Here is a 25,674-nt window from a genome sequence, read left to right on the forward strand (position 1 = left end):
CAGCACTAAGACAGCAAGAAAAATACGGCTACCTTGGGGGAGAAGTAAAGCTTGCCTGAAATTCACTCATTTAATCAACATCTATAAAAATCGATAGGCAAAGGCTTACAAGATGAAGTTCATGCCTTGTTGTTGACCAATCGGTAGCTGTGTTTCAGAGCATTATTACTGTGGAGCATTATCATGGGTGGCATAGTAATTTTTTATCATGGGTGGCATAGTAATTTATTTTTATCACAGCGGAGAATTATCATGGGTGGCATAGTAATTTTTTAGACCTAAATATTATCTTTCCTCATCATTTTCAATGACATTATGTTGAAAAGTATTTTTCTGTTCTTTACGCCAGCGACCGGGGCTTAAACCATAGTCTTTTTTAAAACGGTGAGCAAAGCTTGCACTATCGCCATAGCCTACGGTGTCAGCTATTTGATCAAGATTATATTGTGTATAACGAAGTAAGTAGCAAGCGTATTCTAGGCGAGTGTGAGTTAATAGTTTGATTGGTGTCATCCCCATTTCTTTCTTACATAAACGAAAGAAGTGCGGCTCAGACATATGCATTTCTGCAGCTAATTGCTTAACAGTCCACGGCAGTTGCAATTGCTTATTTACACGACGTATTAGAGAGTGAAATTTTTGTTGTTGCTTTGTTAGTTGCTGCCCCATGTTCAGTGTTTGCGCAATTTGATAAATTAAAACTTCGACTAAGCGCAATACAATATCTGATTGATACATACTCTCACCGTGTTTGAATTCTCTAATAAGTGACATCGTTTGATAAAGTTTCTCTGCATTCGCACTGGAATAAACGGAAGGTTGAAGTTGATGAACAAACTTATATTCAGAACAGTCATGCAGTAATAGCCAACACATATCCCAATATTTCCCCGAAAGTTCATACAAAAAAGGGGTTCCTGCTGGCAGTAAAAGCACACTGCCGGGTTTAACTAAATATTCGTTGTTACCAAACTTGATCTTTCCCTCTCCTGCATGAGTAGAAATTAAGTAATGAACATGCCTATTGCTGTTTTCATTACCTAAACAAACTTCTCCTTTACCTGTTTTGCCTATTTGATATTCAGTTTGTAAATACGACAACCCCGCAAAGGCTATGAAACTATCAGCTTGCCCTGGTAATTTATCAAAATTAATAAAATCCTCAATACAATCAGGATGAATATTTAAAATATCTTGCCACACAGGATTACCAAAATGATAGTTTTAAACATGATACATGACAATTTCACTTATGTTTTTTTTATCACTATATTTTATAATTCTATGCAATATTATAGTAACCTCTAATGACTAAAACCAATGCGTAACATCGAACCTTCATCATTAAAGCAAAGTATTAAATTAGCTTGGCCTATCTCTTTACAAAGCATATTGGTCACCATGCTAGGCATGAGTGACATAATGATGGTTGGGCATTTAGGCGATACGGCCATTGCTTCTGTTGGGCTGGGTAACCGAATTCAATTTGTTTTTTTAATCATTTTAGCGGGACTCGCCTCAGGTGTTGGTACTTTATCTGCGCAACACTTTGGCGCAGGTCAAATTGGTGTGATTAGACAAGTCATTGTTAAAACACTTGTTATTGCAGCAGGTATTTTACTGCCTATATTACTCATTACTTTCTTGTTTTCTGACAATATCATGGGTATTGCCACAACAGATCCCAGCGTTATAAAAGCAGGAACAAGCTACCTTTGGCTGACCATGCCTAGCTTAATTTTTGTTGTCATTGTGATGATATTTGAAAACGCTTTAAGGGGTCTTGGGCAAGTAGTCTTCCCCATGTTAATTAGTACCCTAGCTATTATTACCAATATTCTTTTAAACTATTGGTTAATCAAAGGTGGCTTAGGAATAGAGCCAATGGGTGTTATTGGCGCTGCGCTAGCAACACTAATTGCGCGAGCACTTCATGCTTTATTAATACTGGTCTACTTAGCAAAGGTTAAGCACAGTATTTTTCCAACAACGTTCTTTTGTGCTAGTTTTTATAACAAACAAGAGTGGACTAAGTTACTCACCTTAGTTTGGCCTATGATGCTAAGTTTTGGCGTGTGGTCATTAGGCACTTTTGTGTATCAACTGATATATGGACGTATTGGAACACAAGAACTTGCTGTAATGAGTCTATTAGCGCCAATGGAAGGATTATTGGTTTCATTCTTTTTTGGTTTTGCTTCTGCTTGCGCTATTTTAGTTGGGCAGCGCTTAGGTAGAAACGAATTTATAACGGCATGGGCTTTAGCAAAAAATCACGCCATTAGTGCGCCAATTGTTACCTTTTTATTAGCCTTAATTTTACTTCAATGTGAGTCTTTAGTCTTTCTGCCTTATACCAATTTGTCTTCAGAAACGATGGCATTGTCCCATGATGTTTTTGTATTGATCACCTTTGGCACTTGCTTGAAAGTATTTAACTTAACTATGTCTATGGGGATATTACGCGCAGGTGGTGATAACAAATATTGCATGTTAATTGATATATCAGGCATGTGGGTTTTAAGCATTCCATTAACTTTGGCGGCGGCATTTTACTTTAAGTTACCACTATATTGGGTAGTTCTCATCTCTTACTCTGAAGAAATAACTAAAGCATTTATGTTTGTTTTTAGAATGAGAACGAAGCTTTGGTTAAAAAATCTAACGGCTGAAAGTGTTACCTAGTTGAACGAATTCGATTAAGTTGCACACAACTAAAACTTGAGTAACCAATGTATATTTCTAAGTTGTGATCAAACCATAAAGTCGTAAAATCGACATTGCCGTTATTTACCTTTTCTAAAATTCAGATGAAGTAGATTATTGGTTCTATGGCGAAAACGCACCCTATAGCCATAGAATTAAAATTTAGCTCAGCTTTAAGATCTGAACGTTAACGTTTGATATTTTGATTGGTCTTATTCCGCTTAGCGCACGCAAAAGACGTTAAAACCATCATTTAATAATGTGTTTCGAATGATTATTAAAGTTCATTTATGCCAGAAGTCAGGTTCCAACTTTATTTGGAGTGTTTCTGGTACTTTTTTAATAAATAAAACTTACTGCCACATTTGTTTCTATCTTTATTCACAAAAGCCCATTTTTGCTCAACGATATAAGTCGGCTTGCTTGGAGTTTTTGTTTCAATATTTATTTGGCTTTTACACTAATGATTTATTAATTAACGATAAACTTATGAATACGTATGTAGCTTAGCTGTAAATTGGTGTCAGTCCTTTATGCTTGAGGTAATAAAAAACATCAGGAATATCCATGAAAAAAATTATACTCAGCCTTGCTGTACTGATTTCATCTCACAGTTTATTTGCACAAACCCTTAAGTTAACGTCACCCGACGGAAAAATAATTCTCAGTGTTAATGACCATGGAAAACCTAATTACGAAATGAGCTTTTTAGGTAAAAGCATTATACACCCCTCCCGCTTAGGCTTAGCATTCAAAGATACTATCGCTTTTAGTGACGGGTTTACTATTTCATCGAATGAAACCCAATCAGCCAAAGAAGTATGGCAATTACCTTGGGGTGAACGTAAAAATGTGACTGATGAACACAATGAATTGTTGGTGACTTTTTCAAGAAATAATAAAAAAAACACTAAAGAATTTAAGGTACGTTTTCGTTTGTTTAATGACGGCATTGGTTTTCGTTACGAAGTGCCAAAACAACAAGATATTGATCACGTGGAAATCATTAATGAATTCACCGAATTTGTTGTAAACGACGCGGATAAAGCGACCGCATGGTGGATTCCAGCACGTGGCTGGAATCGTTATGAATACATTTATAATACTACCAAGCTAGCCTCGGTTGATCGCGCTCATACACCTTTTACTTTTAAACTAGACTCGGGCATTCACCTTAGTATTCATGAAGCGGCATTAGTTGATTATGCTGCCATGACGATTAACCAAAAGCGTCCTGGTGTCTTAAAAGCCGATTTAACACCTTGGTCAGACGGCATCTTAGTTAAAACAAAAACCAATTTCAAAAGTCCATGGCGTACTATTCAAGTCAGTAAAAATGCGGTTGGCTTACTCAATTCTGACCTGATATTAAACCTTAATGAACCGAATAAATTAGGTGATGTATCTTGGGTTGAACCGGCTAAATATTTGGGGATTTGGTGGGGAATGCACATTAATGCCAACACCTGGGGCAGTGGCGACAAACACGGTGCAACCACCAGTGAAACCATGAGTTATATCGACTTTGCCGCTGAGCATGGTTTTTCTGGGGTTTTGGTTGAAGGCTGGAACCTAGGCTGGGATGGCGACTGGTTTTTCAACGGCGACGTGTTTAATTTCACTAAAGCTTATGATGATTTTGATATTGCTGCCGTATCAGCTTACGGTGAAAAGAAAGGGGTTCGATTAATTGGCCACCATGAAACCTCAGGTAATGTGACTAATTACCGTAATCAAATGAGTGATGCTTATACACTTTATGAAAAGTATGGCGTAAGACAAGTGAAAACAGGTTATGTTGCTGACGGTGGCGATATTAAACGCATTGATGAAAAAGGCATAGTTCACAAAGAATGGCATGACGGTCAGTTCATGGTAAGTGAGTATTTACACAGTATTACTGAAGCAGCGAAACATAAAATTAGTATTAACACCCATGAACCGATTAAAGATACCGGTTTACGCAGAACCTACCCCAACTGGATTTCAAGAGAAGGTGCTCGCGGCCAAGAATTTAATGCTTGGGGCACACCACCAAACCCACCTGAGCATACCACCATTTTACCCTTTACTCGCATGTTAGCTGGACCAATGGATTTTACACCAGGCATCTTCGATATGAGTTTTAATGGTTTGGGTGATAAAAGCAATCGCCCACAAACTACGCTAGCAAAACAATTAGCATTATACGTGGTGCTTTATAGCCCTATTCAAATGGCGGCTGATTTACCTAAAAACTATCAAGCAAATTTAGCCGCATTTCAATTTATTAAAGATGTACCAACCGATTGGCATGAGAGTATAGCGATTGCTGGTGAGGTCGGTGAATATGTTGCTTTTGCTCGTCAAGAAAGGGGGGGTGATGATTGGTTTGTTGGCGCATTAACCGATGAGAAAACACGCACGTTAACATTGCCGTTAAATTTTCTTGATAAGAATAAGCGCTATCAAGCACAAATTTATCGCGATGGTAAAAACGCAGAGTGGATTAACAATCCCTATGAAATGATCATTGAAAACAGGCAAGTCACCGCTAACGACCAATTAGTATTACCCTTGGCGACAAGTGGCGGTGCTGCGATTCGTTTCAAAGCATTATAATCAATTGATATTTATAATTTAAACAGCGTAAAGAGTAGCATAAGTCTTACTTGTGCTACTCTTTTTACAACCCCAGATACCGAGAATACCCCAAAGCCACAACATTAATAAAAATAGCGAGCCAGAGCACAAAAATAAAAGACCGTTTTTGGGTTTTATGTCGAAAAGCTTGTTGAGCTAATAGAGCTCCTGGCCATCCGCCAAGTAGCGCAAAGACCTGTAGTGTTTTTTCTGAGATGCGCCATCGCTCTTTTATCGCATTTCTTTTGTCGATGCCATAAAGTACAAATGTTAGTAAACTTAAGATCAAGTAACTCACTAGCACCCATAACGCTATTTCTTGCATCATAAAGAGCAGACCAAGAGCCATTAAAAATAAAACAACGACACTTTTTGAAAACATATTTATAGCTCGCACAATATACTTGTAAGCACAACGCTAGTCATTCGCGGTGGTTACCATAGTTTATCGATAAGAGTTCATCGATATACTGGTTGAAGATAAAATTAAAAAAACCGATTATTTAACAATAGTCGGTTTTGATTCACTTTCTTACTTGTTAAATATCAATTGACGATAAGTTTTTAAAATCAACTAGATGGGCGTTCTTTCTTGAGTTTAATAATCAAGTCGATATGAGGAATAAGCTCCTCTATTTCTCGAATATGATCCCGCAAGCTTTCCCATTGCGTTAATTCTAATTTACCCGAGTCTAATATGGCGAGTTTTAGTTCACTGACTAACGAATTCTCATCGACTTGCTCTATAAACTCATTAATACGTAATAGGTTGTCTAATTCTGCTTGAGAAATTATTTCTATATCACTACTTTTTGTCATCGCTAACTCTTTAAAAAAACACTATAAAAACACTATAAAAACAAGTATAGCCAAGCTTTATTTTTTTGCTCAACATCGATAAAGCTAAAGGTATTTTAATTGTCACAATTTAGTAAGAAAAAAGTCATATTCAACTTGTAAAGTGCCTCACGTTAACTAAATAAAGCTCAATAAGGGATACTCATGGAACATAATAACTTTGATGAATATGATGAAATATTTAGCCTTTTCGACGGTTTACTCACGGATCAAAAAGAATCGCGCTCACGAAAAAGAAAGTGGCGAGAAATTGAAACGTATAAAGATAGAAAACGATTACGCCAAGAGCTTCATGATTTACAAGATTACTCGTCTTAATCATTAGCGTTTGGAGTAAGTAGACATTACTCCAAACTCTGTATAATTTAATCCGTTATGATTGGGCAAAATCAACCAACGTTTTGCCAGTCATACGGTAACCTACCCATTCATCTTGAGACACAGCACCTATCGCTTGATAAAAGTCACGTGAGGGCTTATTCCAATCTAAACAGCTCCATTCAAAACGTGCACAATCATTATCAATAGCGGTTTTTGCCATGTTTTTTAATAATTTTAAACCCGCTCCTTTCCCTCTATGCTCTGGCGTTACGTATAAATCTTCAAGGTATAAACCTGACTTTGCTAACCACGTTGAATAATTATAAAAATAAATCGCCATACCAATAGCTACACCATCGAGTTCACAAATTAAGCCGTGTACTTGTGTATTTGTACTAAACATACTGCCTTTTATGGTTTCAACTGTTGCGTACACTTCATGTTCAGCTTTTTCATAAATAGCGAGTTCTTTAATAAAAGTGAATAAAAGCTCGGCATCATCTATGCTTGCTTCACGTATCGTTATCTCAGACATTTTACTTCCTTATTTTCTTCATTAATTTTTTCCATAGCATACCAGTACCAAGATATTTAAACACCTGCTCTGCAATGCCATATAAATAAACAACAAGGTTGAACTAATATCAAAAATTAGCTCTAAGTAAGAGATTAAAAGATAATTAAACACTTCTGGTAAACTTTTTAAAGTTTGTCTCTGTTTAGTAAATCACTTTATCGATACAATATAACAAATGAGTTATCGCCATTAAAAAAGGAAAGTCTGTGTTCAATAAAATAGCTTCACTCGCCTTATTCACCTTTATCACTTTACCGGTATTTTCAGCAGAGGTCAGCTCGACAGCAAAGTTAACCGCCGATTACGCCGTGCAAACCTATCAAAAATCTATGGTTGCTAGCTTAGCCGAGTTAGTAAAATACAATACCTTAGCAATTGATGGTGTTTCGGCTAATGACAACCCTGAACATATAGCTTTTAAAGCCGAGTTAAAAAAACAAGCTGAAGATTTAGGCTTTGATTATACCGACGACGGTTATGTTGTTGTTATTGGCTTAGGCGAAAGCACAGAGCGCTTAGGAATAATTACCCACGGTGACGTACAACCAGTAAACCCCAAAAAATGGCAAAAATCTCCGTTTGAACTTGATACAACTTCAGAGCCCGGCAAACTTATTGCTCGCGGTACCGAAGATGATAAAGGGCCAATATCAACCGCGCTCTTTGCAATGAAAGCCATTAAAGACAAAAATATAACGCTCGACAAGCGTATTGAATTGTATGTTTACATGGCAGAGGAATCAGACTGGGGTCCATTAGAAGCTTATATTAAGACCCATACATTGCCACAAATCAATATTACCATTGACGCTGAATACCCTGTTGTTACCGCTGAAAAAGGCTACGGGACAATAAAAATAGCCTTTAATAAAAATAAATATACCGGTTTAGATGCTTACCTCAGTGAATTTAGTGGTGGTTTTTTTGGTAGTCAAATACCTGAAGATGCTAAAGCGGTGATTGAAAATGCGGACCTTAGTTTACTGCAACAACTGATGGATAAGGCAAGAGAATACCAAGGTGTTAGTTTTGATTTAGAATTAAAAGGAAACACCTTAACGATTACTGCACTAGGAAAATCAGCTCATTCATCAAAACCAGAAGAAGGCCTAAATGCCATTCCATTTTTAGCGGGTTTATTATCGCAAACTCGCTGGCCTAGCAATGGTGCGGGTACATTAGTTAACTTTATTAATGACAATATTGGTTTAGGTTTAGAAGGGAAAAAGTTTGGTAACATAGCCTACAGTGATGACTTTATGGGACCTATGACGGTTTCACCCACGGTTATTAAGCAATTAAAAAATAATATTGAATTGAATATTAATATTCGTCGTCCGCGTGGTAAATCAGCGCAACAGCTAACGGAAGAAATTAATCACGTCATCGCGACTTGGAAGCTAACAAATATGGCTGACATTACCGAGCTTGAACATTATATTGGTGACCCTTTTATTCAAAACGATGCACCACATATTGGCACATTACTGGCTGTATTTTCACACTTTACCGGTATAAAGGACGCTAAGCCTATTGCTATCGGTGGCGGCACAAATTCACGCTTATTTCCAAATGCAGTAAGCTTTGGGCCATCAATGCCAAATGCTAATTATACCGGCCATTCTGAGCATGAATTTATTACCATGAAACAGTTCGTTTTAAATTTAAAAATGTACACCGCCGCTTTAGTTGAAATGGCTGCAGCCAAAACACAGTAACGAGTAGTGCAGCACTAAAGAACAGGAGAGGTTATGAAAAAAACATGTATTGTTACCGGTGGAAGTTCAGGTATTGGTCTAAGCATAGTGCAATTATTTACGGATAAAGGCTATCAGGTTTTTAATTTAGACTTACAACCAAGCAACCTTGCCACACTGCGCGGTGCTGATCTTAACTGTGATGTCACTAATGTTGAGCAAGTGCAAAGTATTATCAGTAATATAGCTAAAACAGCGACTATTGATGTTTTAGTCTCGAATGCTGGCATTCACTTTTCAGGAAATATTGAGAACACGTCAGCCGCTGATTTAGATAAAGTCCTTAACATTAATGTTAAGGGCGCGTATGCCGCGATAAAAGCGGTACTCCCCCATATGAAAGCCAATAAAAATGGCGCTATTATCTTAATGGCATCTGACCAAGCATTAATTGCCAAGCAAAATTCATTTGCCTATAACATTAGTAAAGTCGCGCTCGCTTCGATAGCAAAAACCACCGCGCTTGATTACGCTAGCTTTAACATTCGTGCCAATGCTGTGTGCCCCGGCACAATAGAGACCCCTTTGTATCATCAAGCGATTGATAATTATTGTCAACGCTCTGGCGCCAACAAAGCAGAGGTTCACGCTGAAGAAGCCGCTTTACAACCGTTAGGTCGTTTAGGTCAACCCCAAGAAGTCGCTGAGTTAGTTTATTTTTTAGCATCAGATAAAGCTAAGTTTATCACGGGTAGTTTACAAGTAATTGATGGTGGCTATACTGCGCAATAATTCTCTTGGTAGGTATAACAACAATTAGCGTTTAACGACAGTACAAAGAGAATAATAGAAATTGAGATCTCCTTTTTTTGTCGGTAATAACAACTAAGTAGCAACTTCTCTGTAGGAAAATTCAGCAGGGTGTTTTCAATGATACATTTCCATTCAGGCGTTAATGAACATAGAGTAATATGAAAATAATTGATCCTCACTTGCATTTATTTAACCTTGAACAAGGCGACTATCAGTGGTTAAAAGCTGATAGCCCACCTTACTGGTCGGATAAAAAAACCATTAGACAAAGTTTCACAGAAAAGGACTTAGCTTTATCTGTTCCTCTGCAACTTGCGGGTTTTGTTCACATCGAAGCCGGATTTGATAATCAACAGCCTTGGCGAGAAATTGCTTGGTTAGAAGATAGCTGTTCCCTACCCTTTAGAGCTATTGCTGGCGTTAATTTACTTTTACCAACAAGCGAGTTTCAACAAATACTAGATAAGCTTGATAAATTTGAGTCCGTAGTCGGTGTTCGTGACATTCTAGATGAAAATGCCTGCACATATTTATCAAATCCGCACGTTAAGGAAAACTTAGCCCTACTTGCCCAGCAGCAGTTGATTTTTGAGTGCCAAATGCCATTAACTGATGTGGAAGCGACCGAGCAATTAATAGCAGTTATCACTGAACTGCCGACACTAAAATTAGTCATTAATCATGCCGGTTGGCCACCCGAAGATATTGACAGTAAACAATGGCAAAATTGGCAAAGTGGCATACAAGCACTAAGTGGTTATGAAAATGTTGCCATTAAATGCTCGGGGTTTGAAATGGTTAATCGCCAATATAGTGAACCGTGGAAACAGCATGTCATCAAACATTGTTTAGCCACCTTTGGTTTAGATAAAACCATGCTAGCCAGTAATTTTCCTTTGTGTTTATTTAAAAGTAGCTATCAAAAAAACTGGATAATCCATTTCGAAAACCAACCATTATCAACAACTGAACTTGAATTATTATGTTATAAAAATGCCATACGTATCTACCAAATCCCTATTTAAGCGATAAATTAAGAAAAAAAATCTACCCATAAGACCTTAGATAAAATACTATTTCATTACTTCGCACTTTCATGGTGAATTAATGGATAACTTCGACAGAAAAATTCTTAAAATATTACAAAATGACTGTACGCAACCAGTCAGTGAGGTTGCCGCTCAAGTGGGACTTTCAACAACCCCATGTTGGCGACGTATTCAAACCATGGAGAAAAATGGTGTGATTAAAGGTCGGGTTGCCTTGGCCGATCCTGAAAAGTTAAATGTTGGCTTAACCGTTTTTGTGATGATTAAAACCAACCAACATAATCCTGATTGGCTTGATGATTTCAGTATCAATTCAAAAGAGTTTCCAGAAATTACTGAGTTTTATCGAATGAGTGGCGAAGTTGACTATTTACTACGTGTCGTTGTTTCTGATATGAAAGCCTACGATGCTTTTTATAAAAAACTCATCGGCCAAGCCAGCTTTTCCGATATTAGCTCAAGCTTTGCAATGGAAGAAATTAAATATACGACCGCACTACCGGTTGATTATATGTAACGCGTGGTAAAAAAGGATAGCGATTAGCCATCCTTTTTTACCTTTAGATATTGAAGCTGATTACTTTAATGAATTAACCGTAACATGCGGTGAGCGATTCACGACTTCGTCATTTAATTCAATGCCTAAACCAGGTACTTCTGTCACTTGGAAAAAGCCATTTATCGGTTGTGGGTCTTGCAAACACAATTCACGATTCCAATGCTTAGTCGCATAAGTATGATGCTCATGGATTAAAAAGTTAGGAATTGCCGTTTCTAAATGCAAAGACGCTGCTGTTGCTACTGGGCCGCCACAAACATGGGCTTGGATACGAATATCATAAACATCAGCATAGTCACAGACTTTTTTAGACTCGGTAAAACCACCACATAAACCCACATCGGGTTGAAGCACATCAATACTTTGATCTTCAAAATACTGACGTACATCCCAACGATGATATAAACGTTCACCACCAGCAATGGGGACATTAACCCGTTCAGCCACTTTTTTATGCACTTTCGCGTTTAAATAATTAACCGGCTCTTCGTACATCATACAGCCAACTTCTTCAACAATTTCGCCCATTTGAATCGCAGAAGCTGCGCCCATTAATGAATGCGATTCGAAAATAATATCAACATCTTCACCGACGGCATCACGAATAGCACGTAATCGGTCTCCAAATAAACGCATCTGCGGCTTGGTAAATAATTTAGTGCGATCGAATGATGATGTGCCATCAGCATTATAAACAATAGGGTCTACTTTTACCGCGTCGTAACCTTCAGCCACCGCTTTTAGTGCAGCTTCAGCATATTCTTCTGGTAAAAATAACTTCTTAACTTCAACGTCCCAATCAAACTGTAATTGGCTAGCGTAGGTACGTAATTTATCATTAACTTTGCCGCCAAGCAGTTGATAGACAGGCACACCTAATGCTTTACCCTTTATATCCCAAAGTGCGGTATCAATAGCACTCATGGCAGAATAAAGCACCGGTCCACCACCTAATCCCCAAAAGCTTTCGCGCAGCATTCGAGACCATAACAATTCGGTTCTAAAAGGGTCAAAACCAATTAAAACCGCTTCGGTAATTTCTTTAATCATCGCCGCTGCAGCACTATGCCCCCAATCGTAAGCAAGACCGGCTTCGCCAACCCCAGAGATACCTTCATCGGTATGAACACGAATAAAAACAGGATTCCAACCGGCGCGATCTGGACATTCAATATCAAAAATTTCTACGTGAGTAACTTTCATTTTATCTTCTCTAAATATGTGAGTGTTTGTCGCAGAGAACTTATTTCAATAGCGGCATAACGAGGTGTAAAGACAACTTTATTATTAGGTCGCAAAGCTAGGATCAGCGCGATAGACTTTCCTGACCATCGCCGGCCAAGCCTTTTGACCGCCGGTACTGCCCGTATGAACAATATTTGCTTGCGCTTTTATACCATCGACAATGCTTTGATCGACTAAAATGGTTGCCATACCGGTTGACATTACTTGTAGTTGCACTTGACAAGCACGTGTTAAATCATACATGTGCATAAAAGCATCGCCAATAGTTTCACCTAAAGTCAAACCACCATGGTTTCTTAATAGCATAAAGTTTGCCGAGCCCAAGTTATTTTGTAAGCGAAGTTTTTCGTCAGCATTTACCGCTAAACCTTCATAATCATGGTAGCTAAGAGAAGCCAGTGCGAACATAGCATATTGACTTAACGGCAATAAACCTTCTTGTAAACTCGCCACCGCAATGGTTTCATTAGTGTGTAAATGCAAGACACATTGCGCGTCATGGCGAGCTTCATGGACAGCGCTATGTATAGTAAAACCTGCAGGGTTAATTTCAAAAGGACATGCGGGGTCAATAATATTACCTGCTATATCTATTTTAACCAGATTCGACGCGGTAATTTCATCAAAAGCTAAACCGAAAGCATTAATGAGTAAATGCTCAGAATCAGGTATGCGTGCTGAGATATGAGTGTAAATTAAATCATCCCAGCCATGCATAGCGATAAGACGATAACAAGCCGCTAAATCGATGCGAGTTTGCCACTCTTGTGCTGACACTTTATTTTTTAAGTTAATCTGTGGGATAGTTAACATTAAAGTCCTTTAAAGAATTATTATTCTATAATTTTAAATCATCGATAATACAAATCAAACCGCTAGTGTAATAAATTACAATTAAAAGCTAGATAAAATTCAGCTAAGTTAAGCAAATTGGTATCAATTAAATAAACATCTTAATTAAACTACCAATGAGTAAAACAAACACCAAAATAGGAATGATTTTTGAATACTTCGCTTGCTCTTCTTCGCCCATAGGTTTACCAAAACGCTCACCTAAAATAACCATCAAGGCAATACCGGCAAAAACAGCTAATAAAATCATGATTAAAGTCATTATTTCTCCTATTATTAATCTCTAAACCAATTGCACATTGCATTAGCCAATTATTCAATTACCATAGCAAGATAACAAGCAAAAATATGTAAACAACAATATGACTGCACCTGATAACTTTGCTGAGAAACGACGCTTTATTATAAGATTAGGCAAAGCTTTGCATAAGTTTGGCACGCCTGCTTATCGTCTTGAAGCACATCTTCAAGATGTTTCGACATTTCTCGAATTAAAAGCATGTTTTATCATCACACCAACAGCTCTGACTTTTGTCTTATCTGAAGATGAAGAGAACCAACAATATAATCATGTTATTCGAGTAAAGCCAGGTGATCTTGATTTAGGTTCACTGGCACGAACAGATGAACTAGTTGATGAATTAAGTTCGGGTCAACGCACGTTATCTGAGGCCATTGAACGACTTGATGATATCGCTAATAAACCCAACCCTTACGGTCGTTTTCTTACCTTTTTAGCGTTTGGTGCTTCAAGTGGTGCTTTTTCGATGCTAATGCACACCAGCTGGAATGATGTATTTTGGTCGGTATTATTAGGCTTTGTTGTTTGCTTATTTACCTTTTGGGCCGAATACTCACGCCGAGTTACCGAAACTTTAGAACCAATTGCAGCCATTACCACCGCCCTACTGGCCTCGGCCATTACGCTAATTGACCCAAGTATTAATATGCCCTTGGTTATTCTTTCAGCCATCATTGCTTTTATACCCGGCTTAGCATTAACGCTAGGCTTAGCTGAGTTAGCCGCTCGACATCTGATGTCGGGTACTGCGCGTATTATGGACGCGGTAATGATGCTATTTAAGCTTTATTTTGGCGCGGTATTAGGCATGGCGTTAGGAAAGTTATTTTGGGGCGAAGTGTTATATGTTACCCCCGCTAGCATGCCTGTTTGGACAGCATGGGCGGCAGTGACCACTTTATCTATAAGCTTAGTTATATTATTTCGCGTTCGTAAAAAAGATGCTCCATGGGGAATTATTTCTGGCTATGTTGCTTTTGGTGCTAGCATTATTGGTGCCGCTTACTTAGGCCCAGCGCTTGGCGCTTTCGTTGGTGCCTTTGTTTTAGGCATGTATGCTAATTTATTCTCACGCATAATGAGATTACCTTCAAGCATTGTTAAGCTATTAGGTTTAGTCGTGCTGGTGCCTGGAAGTAAAGTTTATATCGGCTTAAACAGTGCGGTATCTGGAGTGAATATGTTAAATACCAATAATATTGGTTCTGAGGCATTCCTAATTTTTATGTCGCTTGTCGCTGGCCTTGTTTTTTCAAATGTTGCCTTACCTTCTCGTAAAACGTTGTAATAAAGAACGCTAATGAAACCAGTTAACAAAAAAACAGCATATCACCATGGCGACTTACGCAGTTCACTCGTTGAAACGGGCGCCGAGATGATTGAAGAGGCAGGAATTGAAGGACTGTCATTACGTAAACTTGCTGAGCGTATTGGTGTTTCTCGTACAGCAACCTATCACCACTTCAAAAATAAAAATGATTTACTTTGTGCGATAGCTGCACTGGGGTTTATTCAATGGACAAGTATTTCTAATGCCATATTTGACGATAATGAACTTTCAGGGGAAGAAAAATTTCGTCAGTTTGTTCATCAGTACATAACATTTGCTACCGAAAATGCTTCAATTTACGAATTAATGTTTGGTAAAACAATTTGGAAAAAAAACAATAGCGATCAAGCTTTGCGTGATATCGCTTATCCTAGTTTTAATTACCAACTAGAAATGACCAAAACTTGGCAGCAACAAGGCTTATTGATTGAAGACGAAAATAGCTTACGTTTAGCACAAGTAACTTGGGGAACATTGCACGGTATTGTGCGTTTACTCATTGATGGAATTTACCTTGATACCAGCCATATTGATGAAATGTGTGAATGTGTCGTCAAGGTTTTTATTCACCAACAAAAATTATAATAAGGGTTAGGCATGTCTGAAGACAATAACAATAAAACCGCTCAGTTTGACCAGTTTTTTTCTATTAGTTATCCTTTCAATGTCAATGCAACTATCATTGAAACCGATACAGCGCCAAGTTATCAATGTTTTATGAACACCATGCCGATGCCGTTTAAAATGGCCTCTGAAATAGTCACCCTTGACCAAGCTGCATTGCGCCCACTGCAAACCCTTGGTAGCGTTGCGGGACAATTAGTTGATTATTTACATCATCAAGCTAAAAAAATAGACTTATTGGTTAGTTATATTTTGAGTGAGCAAGACAACGAAATGCAACGTTACCAAGGCACTCATTTTGGTGGTGGCGGCGTTATTTTTACCAGTAAAAATCTTTTTGATACTGGCCAATTTATTACCTTGAAAATATTTCTCCTTGATGATAATTGTGCAATTTACTGTTGTGGGGAAATAATTTCAGCAACAACTACAAGCGATGAACTCACTAGCTACAAAGTTATTTATCATCATATTAGAGAAGAAGACCGAGAAATATTAGTACGTTGTAGTCTTCATCAGCAATCAAAACAGTTGCAGGTTTTAGCGCAACAGCGCAATGAGCTATCAGCAAAAGAAAAGTAATATAACGTGTAAAGTATTTCTGCGTTAAGTCTAGCTGATATAAAGCACACTTTAGCGCCTATTCCTTGTTGAGCAAGTCAAAAACCGTTAGCGTGATCACCATATAATTTCAGGAAGATAGTTATGAACATGAATAAAAGATCTTTTTTAAAAGCGGGTGGTGCAAGCATTGCTGCGTTATCCGTATCAACTTCAGCATTTGCCTCATCAACGAAAGAAAGTCAGTCAAATAGCCAAGTACTAAAGGACATCACCAAAGATATTGCTGGCATTACTTCTGCAGAGCGTGAAGCTCGAATAATAAAAGCTCAGCAATTAATGCAACAAATGAATATTTCTGCGCTTATTATTGAGCCAGGTGCTGCCATGGATTATTTCTCTGGGATTCAGTGGTGGCGCAGCGAACGCTTAACCGCTTTAGTGATCCCTCAACAAGGTAAAGTAGCGGTAGTTTGTCCCTTTTTTGAAGAGCCTAGTATTCAAGAAAGTTTAGCTATTGATGGCGATATTCGTGTTTGGCAAGAACATGAAAGCCCGTTCGAGCGTATCAAACAAATACTAGCAGACCGAGGTATTAGCCTTACCAAAGGGACGATTGGCTTTGAAAACTCGGTACGTTATTTTGTTCAACACGGTGTAATGAGTTTATTATCAACTCTTCAACATGTCAGCGCTGAACCCGTTACTCGTGGTTGTCGCATGTTTAAAAGTCATCATGAATTGCAATTGATGCATAAAGCAAATGAAGTAACACTATTAGCCTATAGCGAAGTATATTCAAAGTTAGAAGTGGGTATGACTTCTGCACAGGTTAAGAGCTTGATGAGCAATGCACAAGCGACGTTAGGAGGAAAAGGCGCGTGGAATATGGCCTTAATAGATCAAGCAAGTGCTTTCCCTCATGGCAGTAAAAAGAAGCATCTAATTAAAGAAGGTTCAATTGTATTAATGGACTGTGGCTGTAATGTTCATGGTTATCAGTCAGATATTAGCCGAACCTTTGTGGTCGGTGAGCCAACAAAGCGTCAACGTGATGTTTGGCAAACGGTACGTACCGGCCAAAAAATAGCCTTTGAGCAAGCGCAAATAGGTAATGCTGCAGGTACTGTTGACGATGCGGTACGAAAATACTATCAAGCACAAGGATTTGGTCCTGATTATAAATTACCGGGCTTGTCGCACAGAACTGGCCATGGCATAGGTATGGAAGGTCATGAAAGCGTTAATTTTGTTCATGGTGAACAAGAAAAGTTAACGGCTGGTATGTGTTTTTCTAATGAGCCTGGCATTTATATACCTGGCGAATTTGGTGTCAGACTTGAAGACTGTATTTACATGACCGATAAAGGCCCACAGTGGTTTACTATTCCCCCAGACTCGCTAGATTCTCCGTTAGGCAAGCTTGCTAAGTTCACTTAACGCACTATTTATAATCTACAGTAGGCTGTCTTCAGAAGACTCATCAATAACAGTGGCTTCACTTTATCCTAAAAAAAGGAGTAACGGATCTTCCTTACTCCTGCCGTTTTTATAACGCAGGATACAATGAAATAACCAATAAAAGTGCCATGGTAATATTAAAAACTCTCAAGCGTTTTTGGTTAGTTAACAACACTTGTATTTTTTGCCCTAAAACAACCCAAGAACTGATGCAGGGTAAATTGATTAGCCCAAAGACAATCGCCACTAACAATACCGAGGTAAAACTCTTTGATGGAGCATAAAGGCTTATTGACGTTAGCGCCATTGTCCAAGCTTTTGGGTTAACCCATTGAAATAAAACAGCTTGAATAAAGCTAAAAGGTTTATGATTTGACGTTTGTTGTTCGATATTACTGGTAGAGCTAGCTATTTTGAATGCTAAATAGAGTAAATAAACAATGCTGACCACTTTTAGTATTTGATAACTCACCGGGAAACGATCAAATAATTGAATAACACCTAGCCCAACTAAAGCAATCATCAGTGTAAAACCAATGCCAACTCCTAATAAGTGAGGGGTCGTTTTTTTGAAACCATAATTTGCACCAGAATTCATTAACATCAAGTTATTTGGGCCTGGTGTTATTGAAGACACAAAGGCAAAAATAGTTAAGGCTGATAGTATGTCTAAATTCATTGTTATTTTGCTCTTAATTGTGTGAGAGGCAGGTAAATTTCAAGCTATTTTCACTTAAATGCTCAGATGTTATATCACAAAGTTATACTGGAAAATCAGCTAAGGGCGCTTATTATCAAAATAGAAGTCTTAAATACTAAATGCAGAGGCTCGATGACTTAACCCTTGGTAGTACCAAAGATCAAAGAAAGTTGGGTAAATGTATCATTTTTACATGGGGATAACGCGAAGAAAACATCTATAACGCATAGGTAAGTGGGTGAACATAGCCCTCCCATCTTACCCATTTGTTATATATTATTGCTTAGATAGCAACAACTTTATTTGCACATGGACCTTTTTGTCCTTGTCCAACTTCAAACTCAACAGCTTGGCCGTCAGCCAATGTAGCGTATTCACCGCCAGATTGGATTTCTGAATGATGAACAAACAAATCTTTACTGCCGTCTTCTGGAGTAATAAATCCGAAACCTTTATCCGCATTAAACCACTTAACTATACCTTTACTCATAACACTCTCTTTATCATTGGTGAAAAATATAAACCTAACTTGCTATCACCATTACAAGTCAGGATTTGAATCTCATTAATACAAACTATATTTAACATTATAGACTGTATTTATAATTAACGGTGCGCGCCACCTTTCTTTTTCATATTGACTACTTTTCGAGCTATATCAAGTAATTCAGGTGAAACATCATCAGCACCATCTTTTATTAGTTTACTCACATCACCAGATGAAAAGAATGAGCCACGCTCAGCTTTTACGCCTAATGATCTTACAAAATCTTTTGTTTTACCTGTACTACCCGTATCAATATACTTAAAAATAATTTGTTCATTAAAGCTTTGTGGTTCTTGCTTTAAAGTAGCAATGGTATTGGTAAGTAATGTTATTTCCGATCCTAACATTTCTATTAACTCGGCAATATCTGAATATGGTTTCATTAAATTATTTAGCTCTTATAATATTATCTGACAATGCCAACAGGCTATCATTTTACAGGAGAAGCAAGTCAGTATAACTAGCCTACTTAAAAAATTATTATACAGTGAATGCCTCTGAGTAAACAGTCTCTATTTTAATAGCTAAGAGCAATGATGAATTATTGTTACTTTTTTAATAATATAACTTAATGAATCCCATCTTATTGGTCGATAAAACCGCTACTGCCGCATATTGAATGTTCACCACAACTTTGCTACAACGAGATTATATTATTTAAAATTCTGAGTTCAATCACTTTTTTTGATTAAAAGCTGTGATTTATTACGCTTGATTGTTTCTCTTGTAAGTCTATAATCTGTATAATTATTATATAACTAACCACAATATAAATGAAAAAATCATACAAAAATAACGTAAATCTATATCTTGTCATTTTTTTGTTGCTAAGTATTTGTATTTCCTCTTTAGCGGTAGCGACAACAGATACCCCAGAGATGAAGACTAAGGCCGTTTTTGGTCAAATAGAATCGGCTTTATTAATTTTAAAAAGTAACAATCAATTCACTAAAAGCAATATCAGAAGTGTATTAACCCAATATCTTTTGCCAGAGGTAGATATTCAATATTTTAGTTATAAAGTTATTAATCAAAATTTGCCCAAACTATCTGCCGAACTTAGGACTGAGTTTGTTACTGAGCTATCAAATCAATTAATAAATACTTATACCAACTTATTAAGTAAATATAGTGGTGAATCAATGACTATAGGTACAGGGTCATTATCAAAAAGTGGTAAAATGTCGATGGTCAATATAACGATTACCGGTGAAAATAAAGTCAACAAAGCGGTAGTAAAGTTACTGATATCGAAAGACGGCACTTGGCAGTTTTTTGATATTATCATTGAAGGTATTAGTTTATTAGATGCAAAGCAAAAAGAAATAAACTCAAGTTTCAGTAAGTTAGGTATCGAAGGTACGTTGTTACATCTAAAAAGTATTAATCAAAGAAGTCTCACGTCTTCATAAAAATAAAGGTAGGTACAATCGTTCTAATGGAATGGCTTAATCATACTAATAATTTCAAAGCACTTTCAGCAGTACTCGCTAATAATAAATTTGTTATTGCGCTATTGTTTATTTTTCTTTTTTATATGATTAAATATCTCATTGTCAGAAGAATAAAACGAAAATCAAAACAAGATAAAAGATTACAAATCAATGTAGTCAATAATATATTTACGGTATTAATAATCGTGATGGTTTTTAATATTTGGTCTGAAGAAATTCAAAAGTTTGCTTTTTCGATTGCTGCTTTTATTGTAGCAATTGTTTTAGCAACCAGAGAGTTTATTCAATGTTTTATTGGTTTTGTTTATATCCTGTCAAGTCGACCATTTCGTATTGGTGACTGGGTACAAGTCGGCAATCATTACGGCGAAGTGCATTCAACAGACTGGGCAAAACTAACACTGTTAGAGGTAAATATAGATGATTATCAATACACAGGTAAAACGCTATACCTACCCAATAGCCAGCTAATTACTTCGGTTATTAAAAACCTTAACTTTTTAAAACGATATGCAATGCATCATTTTACCATTGTCAGAGATGATAGTGTTAATCCCTTCGAGTTTATTGATGAGTTGTATACTAGAGCAAGTTTATATTGTAGTGACTTTAAAGAAGTTGCAATCCGCTATAACCAACTGATTGAAAATCGTTTAGAGGTTCACATCGCAGGCCCAGAGCCACATATTCAAGTAGCAACTTCTGAGTTTGGTGATACGCAAATATTTTTTACTATATTTTGCCCAACAGAGATAGCATTAGAAATAGAGCAGAAGTTAACTGCTGATTTTATGACATTGTGGTTTAAGCAAAAGATGTCTTCGTCAATTTTATCAAACTAATGCAATATCACTCATTATCAAGTCACTCAATCACGGTATATTTCTTAACTGAGTGACTTTTTTTAACGCTAACACTTTGACAAATTAAATTATTGTTTGTCGTTATTCAATAAAGTAAGCGTGCCATCGAGGTGCACATCGCGTTGCGGAAAAGCAACAACAATATTATTCTCATCAAACAACTCCTCTAGTCGAAATCGAATATTACTTCTAGTCACTCTTAAAGCCGTTTCTCCAGTTGAGTTTATCCAAAAATTTACATAAAACACTAATGAATTATCACCAAAGTCTTCAAAAACAACAACGGGCATTGGCGTGGTCAATACTTCTTTTTGTGCCAGTGTCGCTTCTAAAATAAGATCCGCTACTTTTCTAGCCCGAGTACCATAAGCAACCCCAACAGAAACACTTGTTCTCACTAAACTGTCTCGAAGCGTCCAATTCACTACCGTATTTTCAAGTAGTTTACTGTTAGGAATAAGTAGATGAACACCATCAACACGTCTAATACGCGTTGAACGGGTATTAATTTCTTCGACAACACCTTTGGCATTTTCAACTTCTAAAAAGTCACCAATTTTAATAGGTCGTTCCCACATTAAAATCCAACCACTGATAAAGTTGTTAATAATGTTTTGCGCACCAAAACCAAAACCAATCGCGATTGCACCCGATAAAAAGGCAAAAGCGGTGATCGGCACATTAATCAAATCTAAGGTGGTGATCAACAATATAACTATCGCAATCACATAAAAAACCCGCTGCAATAAGTGTATAATATTTGGATCAGTTTTTTTGGTCGTTAAACGCTTGGTTATAAACCTTACGCCCCACTTAGTGAGTAACAACCCGAGGTAAATAATTAGCGGAATTAACAGTAAACCGCCCAATGTTACCGGTTGATCAGCAATAGTAATAACCTTAGTAGATAAGATTTCTTTTATTTGTGTAAAATCCATAAAATCCCTTAATTTAACCGTCTTTTTATTTTGATCCTAAAAAGACTTTTGATGGGTCAACGAGAAAGCGTTTACCTAGAGCTTCTCTTCCTAACAGCATTAAATAACTCATATCAGAGCGGTCCGTCAAGGTTATTTCGATTGACCACTTTTCTTCGCCAAGTACGATGGGTGTTTCTATAACGTAGCGTTGCTCTGTAGTGCCATTTGACGATTTAACTTTACGCATATCGCTAATCGGCGCCGTACATTTCTGCATGGTATCGACATTATGCATATCAGGGTGTAGATCAAACGTCACACTATGTACGCCATCAACAATTAATTTCTTAATATTATCAACATGTAACGACGACGTTTTGGCACCGGTATCAACTCGCACTTGTAAGTCGTCAATAGCTAAATCTGGCAAAGCTATTGACTCTAAACGCCCGATAACAACTTTATTCGCTTTTTTCATACGCTTCCCTAGCTGTCGTCATTTTCAGGTAAAAGCTGCTCTTGTACATTTTCGATATGACCCGCAATTTCTTCATCATTTTCACTGAAATAAGCAACATGAAACATGGCTTCACCTTCTTGAACTAAGGGTATGTTTTGCTTACCAATTAAAATGCCTGAGCGTGTTGCTTTAACCGAATCAAATATTGCACCGTATGGACTACCAATTTCGGCTAACACTTGACCTTTAGTGATCTGATCGCCCAAATTAACAATATTATGAACAATACCACTAGCGTTAGCGCGTACCCATTGGCTGCCATTAGCAATAAACGGCATACGTTTTTTCTTCTTGGTGCGGACAACTTTTCTGGTCATACCTAAATGCTGCAATACATTTAAGATACCTTTCATGCCCGCTCGAATTGAAAACTCATCAAAACGCAGCGCTTCACCCGCTTCATATAAGAGTATTTTAGTTTCGTTTTTAACGGCTGATTCTCTTAACGAGCCGTCAACTAAAGTAGAGTTCAACACTACCGGTACGCCAAACACTTCCGCCAAGGCTTTAGTGTCGGGATCAGACATATCCGCCCTAATTTGTGGCAGGTTTGAGCGATGAATTGCCCCGGTATGTAAATCGATACCGTAATCACAATGCTTAACGATTTCATTGAGAAATATATAAGCAACGCGTCCTGCTAAAGAGCCTTTCGCAGAGCCGGGAAAACAGCGATTTAGATCACGACGGTCAGGCATATAGCGACTTTGATTGACTACGCCATAAACGTTAACCATAGGAACAGCAATAACCGTGCCTCGCGTTATCTTAAGTTTCTTTTCGTGGATCAAGCGTCGAATAATTTCAATACCGTTTAATTCGTCGCCATGTACCGCCGCACTCAAAAAAATAGTGGGCCCTGGTTTTTTAGCGCGAATAATATGAACGGGCAAAGAAACGTCGGCATCGGTATATAACTTAGCAACTGGCAACTCGATTTTGCGCTGCTCTCCAGGTAAAATTTCGAACTCACCTATACGTAATATGTCCATAAAACTCTCTTTAATTATCCTTTGCCACGTGTTTTAGTATCATGAGGTTTTGCATTTTTTTCTAAAAACTCAAACACCATACCTGCAACATTTTTGCCTGTCGCTTTTTCAATACCTTCAAGGCCAGGAGATGAATTAACTTCCATGACCATAGGACCATTTTGTGAACGCAGTAAATCGACGCCACACATGTTCAAGCCCATTGCTTTTGCCGCTTTAACTGCTGTGTCACGCTCTTCTTTCGATAATTTAACCACAGTAGCAGAGCCGCCGCGATGTAAATTAGAACGAAACTCACCTTCAGCGCCTTGACGTTTCATCGCCGCAACCACTTTACCGCCAATCACTAAACAGCGAATATCTGCACCACCGGCTTCTTTAACAAATTCTTGTACTAAGATGTTCGCTTTTAAGCCCATGAATGCTTCGATGATGGCTTCAGCCGATTTAGCCGTATCAGCTAATACGACGCCTATGCCCTGCGTACCTTCGAGTAACTTAATAACCACTGGCGCGCCGCCAACATTTTTAATCAGATCTTTAGCATTATCTGGCTTGTTTGCAAAACCTGTTCTCGGTAGCCCCAACCCCTTACGCGATAACAACTGTAATGACCGTAATTTATCGCGTGAGCGGCTGATAGCGACGGATTCATTAATATTGAAGGTACCCATCATTTCAAATTGTCTTGCCACAGCCGTGCCATAAAAAGTCACAGAGGCGCCAATACGAGGAATAATTGCATCATACTTTGGCAATTCTTTACCCTTGTAACGCACAGCTGAACGAGTACTCGTGATATCCATATAACAGTGTAGTGTATCGATAATATCAACTTCATGGCCCATAGCTTCGCCGGCTTCTTTTAAACGGCGCGTAGAGTAAAGGTTTTTGTTTCTAGATAAGATAGCAACTTTCATAATAAGTCCTGTAGTGCTCACCTTTATTTAAGGCTAAAGAGTGAGGTAATAAGTAATATCGAGTGTATAGTTAGCTCATTAAATAATAAAGCGCTATATTTCGATACGTTTAATCAAATAAAATGATTAGACGGCGATTTATATAATTATAAAGTCGTTATTATAGAATATTTTACGTCAATAGTTGAAAAAAATAACGATTAAAATTTTTTAGGATAAGTCACTGAGCAACTTTGACTTGTTTAGACAAATTGATTGGCTCTACAACATTGGACTAAACTGTGATTTTTCCCGGTAAAATGGCTTAAATGAATAATGGCAGGTTCTTTTGTATAGGATTTTTAAAGTGGCAATACTGGCAGAGTTTTAGAACAAAATATGAAGGGTAAGCTTGTTAAGAATAATCAATAGCTGTGTTAATTTACGCATAGATGAAGTGAGTTAAGTGAACTCAAATTATAAAAACCACTTATATTAAGTGGTCTAAATAATTTGAGTGACTTAGACAAGCTGGTAATAAAAAACGATTACTCGTCTTTAGGTAAAACCTTTATTGCTTTGTAATCGCCTTCTTTTAATTCGTCATTGATACAATTTAATAAATAAGTTTTCATATCAGCTTCTGCTATCTCATCTTCAATAGCGTATTCTTTACATTGACTTAAAAGACTTGATACGTAGTCACTAGGTGCATCCATTAAAGCAGGTTCTGCTTCTTCACTGTGCGCTATGCCTGAAGTTAGGGCTAATAAAGCGATAGCTAAAATTGTTTTTTTCATAAATATTCTCTTTAAATTAAAATTACTTACATATCCCAATAGTCACTTAATGAATTAAGTTGACGGTCAAGGAACCTTTTTTCATTTAAAATATCTAATCTTTCTTTAACCAGATATTTTTGTTTGGCGATATTGCTAATTTCTTTTTTATTTGCAGAGACACTCGTTACTTCGAATCCAGTGATACCAGGATTGAAATTCAAATTGCTACCTATGCCAGTACTTTCGTATGTATCAATATTCATTTTTTGCCTTCAAAAAAATCATAATTAGATTCTGGTTGGATAATGTTCCACTATTTGATAATTGAAAAGCAAAATATTTTCGTTTAACTAATCAATTTTTTTTGTTAAACAAGGAAATTAGCCAACCCTTGATATATTGAGTGCGAGTATTGAAAGAT

At 37.4% G+C, this 25,674-nt stretch carries 29 protein-coding genes; 13 read left to right on the forward strand and 16 right to left on the reverse strand.

The window, feature by feature from the left end; all coding sequences use genetic code 11:
• Positions 1–285 precede the first annotated feature (285 nt).
• Positions 286–1,203 (reverse strand): helix-turn-helix domain-containing protein, encoded by a 918-nt coding sequence (locus A3Q34_RS05285; RefSeq protein ID WP_070374408.1) that lies wholly within the window; start codon positions 1,201–1,203, stop codon positions 286–288.
• Positions 1,204–1,320: 117 nt separating this feature from the next.
• Between A3Q34_RS05285 and A3Q34_RS05290 the strand changes: the two genes are divergently transcribed.
• On the forward strand, positions 1,321–2,685 hold the full coding sequence (locus A3Q34_RS05290; protein ID WP_083277909.1) for an MATE family efflux transporter: 1,365 nt from the start codon (positions 1,321–1,323) through the stop codon (positions 2,683–2,685).
• Between the two features lie 588 nt (positions 2,686–3,273).
• Positions 3,274–5,307: a glycoside hydrolase family 97 protein gene (locus A3Q34_RS05295; RefSeq protein ID WP_070374409.1), complete on the forward strand. Its 2,034-nt coding sequence runs from the start codon at positions 3,274–3,276 to the stop codon at positions 5,305–5,307.
• 64 nt (positions 5,308–5,371) lie between these two features.
• Here the strand turns inward: A3Q34_RS05295 and A3Q34_RS05300 are convergent, their stop codons facing one another.
• The gene (locus tag A3Q34_RS05300; protein WP_070374410.1) at positions 5,372–5,710 is read right to left on the reverse strand and encodes a DUF1294 domain-containing protein; all 339 of its coding nucleotides are present in this window, start codon (positions 5,708–5,710) and stop codon (positions 5,372–5,374) included.
• A gap of 188 nt (positions 5,711–5,898) precedes the next feature.
• Positions 5,899–6,147 (reverse strand): hypothetical protein, encoded by a 249-nt coding sequence (locus tag A3Q34_RS05305; protein ID WP_070374411.1) that lies wholly within the window; start codon positions 6,145–6,147, stop codon positions 5,899–5,901.
• A 183-nt stretch (positions 6,148–6,330) separates the two neighbouring features.
• On the opposite strand from A3Q34_RS05305, the gene A3Q34_RS20385 reads away from it, so the two are divergent.
• On the forward strand, positions 6,331–6,504 hold the full coding sequence (locus A3Q34_RS20385) for a DUF3545 family protein (protein ID WP_157470826.1): 174 nt from the start codon (positions 6,331–6,333) through the stop codon (positions 6,502–6,504).
• A 55-nt stretch (positions 6,505–6,559) separates the two neighbouring features.
• On the opposite strand, the gene A3Q34_RS05310 is transcribed toward A3Q34_RS20385, so the two are convergent.
• On the reverse strand, positions 6,560–7,042 hold the full coding sequence (locus A3Q34_RS05310; RefSeq protein WP_070374412.1) for a GNAT family N-acetyltransferase: 483 nt from the start codon (positions 7,040–7,042) through the stop codon (positions 6,560–6,562).
• A gap of 248 nt (positions 7,043–7,290) precedes the next feature.
• On the opposite strand from A3Q34_RS05310, the gene A3Q34_RS05315 reads away from it, so the two are divergent.
• The 4 genes from A3Q34_RS05315 (at position 7,291) to A3Q34_RS05330 (ending at position 11,160) form a co-directional block, all read left to right on the forward strand.
• Positions 7,291–8,802, forward strand: a complete 1,512-nt coding sequence (locus A3Q34_RS05315) for a dipeptidase (RefSeq protein ID WP_070374413.1) — start codon at positions 7,291–7,293, stop codon at positions 8,800–8,802.
• 33 nt (positions 8,803–8,835) lie between these two features.
• Positions 8,836–9,573 (forward strand): SDR family NAD(P)-dependent oxidoreductase, encoded by a 738-nt coding sequence (locus A3Q34_RS05320; RefSeq protein WP_070374414.1) that lies wholly within the window; start codon positions 8,836–8,838, stop codon positions 9,571–9,573.
• A 179-nt stretch (positions 9,574–9,752) separates the two neighbouring features.
• On the forward strand, positions 9,753–10,619 hold the full coding sequence (locus A3Q34_RS05325) for an amidohydrolase family protein (protein ID WP_070374415.1): 867 nt from the start codon (positions 9,753–9,755) through the stop codon (positions 10,617–10,619).
• An 82-nt stretch (positions 10,620–10,701) separates the two neighbouring features.
• Entirely contained in the window at positions 10,702–11,160 is a 459-nt protein-coding gene (locus tag A3Q34_RS05330) for an Lrp/AsnC family transcriptional regulator (protein ID WP_070374416.1), read from the forward strand.
• Positions 11,161–11,220: 60 nt separating this feature from the next.
• Here A3Q34_RS05330 and A3Q34_RS05335 read toward each other — a convergent pair whose 3' ends face one another.
• The 3 genes from A3Q34_RS05335 to A3Q34_RS20390 form a co-directional block, all read right to left on the reverse strand.
• The gene (locus tag A3Q34_RS05335) at positions 11,221–12,405 is read right to left on the reverse strand and encodes a mandelate racemase/muconate lactonizing enzyme family protein (protein WP_070374417.1); all 1,185 of its coding nucleotides are present in this window, start codon (positions 12,403–12,405) and stop codon (positions 11,221–11,223) included.
• 84 nt (positions 12,406–12,489) lie between these two features.
• The gene (locus A3Q34_RS05340; protein WP_070374418.1) at positions 12,490–13,260 is read right to left on the reverse strand and encodes a class II aldolase/adducin family protein; all 771 of its coding nucleotides are present in this window, start codon (positions 13,258–13,260) and stop codon (positions 12,490–12,492) included.
• A gap of 127 nt (positions 13,261–13,387) precedes the next feature.
• Positions 13,388–13,561 (reverse strand): hypothetical protein, encoded by a 174-nt coding sequence (locus A3Q34_RS20390; RefSeq protein WP_157470829.1) that lies wholly within the window; start codon positions 13,559–13,561, stop codon positions 13,388–13,390.
• A gap of 100 nt (positions 13,562–13,661) precedes the next feature.
• Between A3Q34_RS20390 and A3Q34_RS05345 the strand changes: the two genes are divergently transcribed.
• The 4 genes from A3Q34_RS05345 to A3Q34_RS05360 all read left to right on the forward strand — a co-directional run bounded on the left by A3Q34_RS05345 (position 13,662) and on the right by A3Q34_RS05360 (position 17,555).
• Positions 13,662–14,888, forward strand: a complete 1,227-nt coding sequence (locus A3Q34_RS05345) for a threonine/serine ThrE exporter family protein (protein WP_070374419.1) — start codon at positions 13,662–13,664, stop codon at positions 14,886–14,888.
• Positions 14,889–14,900: 12 nt separating this feature from the next.
• Positions 14,901–15,515 carry a TetR/AcrR family transcriptional regulator gene (locus tag A3Q34_RS05350; protein WP_070374420.1) on the forward strand — a complete coding sequence of 205 codons (615 nt, stop codon included), beginning with the start codon at positions 14,901–14,903 and terminating at the stop codon, positions 15,513–15,515.
• A 12-nt stretch (positions 15,516–15,527) separates the two neighbouring features.
• Positions 15,528–16,136 carry a PilZ domain-containing protein gene (locus A3Q34_RS05355; protein ID WP_070374421.1) on the forward strand — a complete coding sequence of 203 codons (609 nt, stop codon included), beginning with the start codon at positions 15,528–15,530 and terminating at the stop codon, positions 16,134–16,136.
• A gap of 123 nt (positions 16,137–16,259) precedes the next feature.
• Complete coding sequence (locus A3Q34_RS05360) at positions 16,260–17,555, forward strand: M24 family metallopeptidase (protein ID WP_070374422.1); 1,296 nt, start codon at positions 16,260–16,262, stop codon at positions 17,553–17,555.
• A gap of 109 nt (positions 17,556–17,664) precedes the next feature.
• On the opposite strand, the gene A3Q34_RS05365 is transcribed toward A3Q34_RS05360, so the two are convergent.
• The 3 genes from A3Q34_RS05365 to A3Q34_RS05375 form a co-directional block, all read right to left on the reverse strand.
• On the reverse strand, positions 17,665–18,255 hold the full coding sequence (locus tag A3Q34_RS05365) for a LysE family translocator (protein WP_070374423.1): 591 nt from the start codon (positions 18,253–18,255) through the stop codon (positions 17,665–17,667).
• A 304-nt stretch (positions 18,256–18,559) separates the two neighbouring features.
• Entirely contained in the window at positions 18,560–18,766 is a 207-nt protein-coding gene (locus A3Q34_RS05370; protein WP_070374424.1) for a cold-shock protein, read from the reverse strand.
• Positions 18,767–18,882: 116 nt separating this feature from the next.
• Positions 18,883–19,206 carry a hypothetical protein gene (locus A3Q34_RS05375; RefSeq protein WP_070374425.1) on the reverse strand — a complete coding sequence of 108 codons (324 nt, stop codon included), beginning with the start codon at positions 19,204–19,206 and terminating at the stop codon, positions 18,883–18,885.
• Positions 19,207–19,596: 390 nt separating this feature from the next.
• Between A3Q34_RS05375 and A3Q34_RS05380 the strand changes: the two genes are divergently transcribed.
• The gene (locus tag A3Q34_RS05380; RefSeq protein WP_083277910.1) at positions 19,597–20,235 is read left to right on the forward strand and encodes an MlaC/ttg2D family ABC transporter substrate-binding protein; all 639 of its coding nucleotides are present in this window, start codon (positions 19,597–19,599) and stop codon (positions 20,233–20,235) included.
• Positions 20,236–20,261: 26 nt separating this feature from the next.
• Positions 20,262–21,119, forward strand: coding sequence for a mechanosensitive ion channel family protein (locus tag A3Q34_RS05385; protein ID WP_070374427.1), 858 nt, complete (start codon positions 20,262–20,264; stop codon positions 21,117–21,119).
• Positions 21,120–21,208: 89 nt separating this feature from the next.
• On the opposite strand, the gene A3Q34_RS05390 is transcribed toward A3Q34_RS05385, so the two are convergent.
• From A3Q34_RS05390 to A3Q34_RS05415, 6 genes are all read right to left on the reverse strand, one after another.
• Positions 21,209–22,078, reverse strand: coding sequence for a mechanosensitive ion channel family protein (locus A3Q34_RS05390; protein WP_070374428.1), 870 nt, complete (start codon positions 22,076–22,078; stop codon positions 21,209–21,211).
• Positions 22,079–22,103: 25 nt separating this feature from the next.
• Entirely contained in the window at positions 22,104–22,538 is a 435-nt protein-coding gene (locus A3Q34_RS05395) for an ATP-dependent zinc protease family protein (RefSeq protein ID WP_070374429.1), read from the reverse strand.
• A gap of 8 nt (positions 22,539–22,546) precedes the next feature.
• Positions 22,547–23,572 carry a succinylglutamate desuccinylase/aspartoacylase family protein gene (locus tag A3Q34_RS05400; protein WP_070374430.1) on the reverse strand — a complete coding sequence of 342 codons (1,026 nt, stop codon included), beginning with the start codon at positions 23,570–23,572 and terminating at the stop codon, positions 22,547–22,549.
• Between the two features lie 14 nt (positions 23,573–23,586).
• Positions 23,587–24,492, reverse strand: coding sequence for a 30S ribosomal protein S6--L-glutamate ligase (gene rimK / locus A3Q34_RS05405; RefSeq protein WP_070374431.1), 906 nt, complete (start codon positions 24,490–24,492; stop codon positions 23,587–23,589).
• A gap of 527 nt (positions 24,493–25,019) precedes the next feature.
• Positions 25,020–25,271, reverse strand: coding sequence for a hypothetical protein (locus A3Q34_RS05410; protein WP_070374432.1), 252 nt, complete (start codon positions 25,269–25,271; stop codon positions 25,020–25,022).
• Positions 25,272–25,297: 26 nt separating this feature from the next.
• The gene (locus tag A3Q34_RS05415; RefSeq protein ID WP_070374433.1) at positions 25,298–25,516 is read right to left on the reverse strand and encodes a hypothetical protein; all 219 of its coding nucleotides are present in this window, start codon (positions 25,514–25,516) and stop codon (positions 25,298–25,300) included.
• Positions 25,517–25,674 lie beyond the last annotated feature (158 nt).

Origin of the sequence: Colwellia sp. PAMC 20917, assembly GCF_001767295.1 — a bacterium.
Lineage (GTDB): Bacteria > Pseudomonadota > Gammaproteobacteria > Enterobacterales > Alteromonadaceae > Colwellia_A.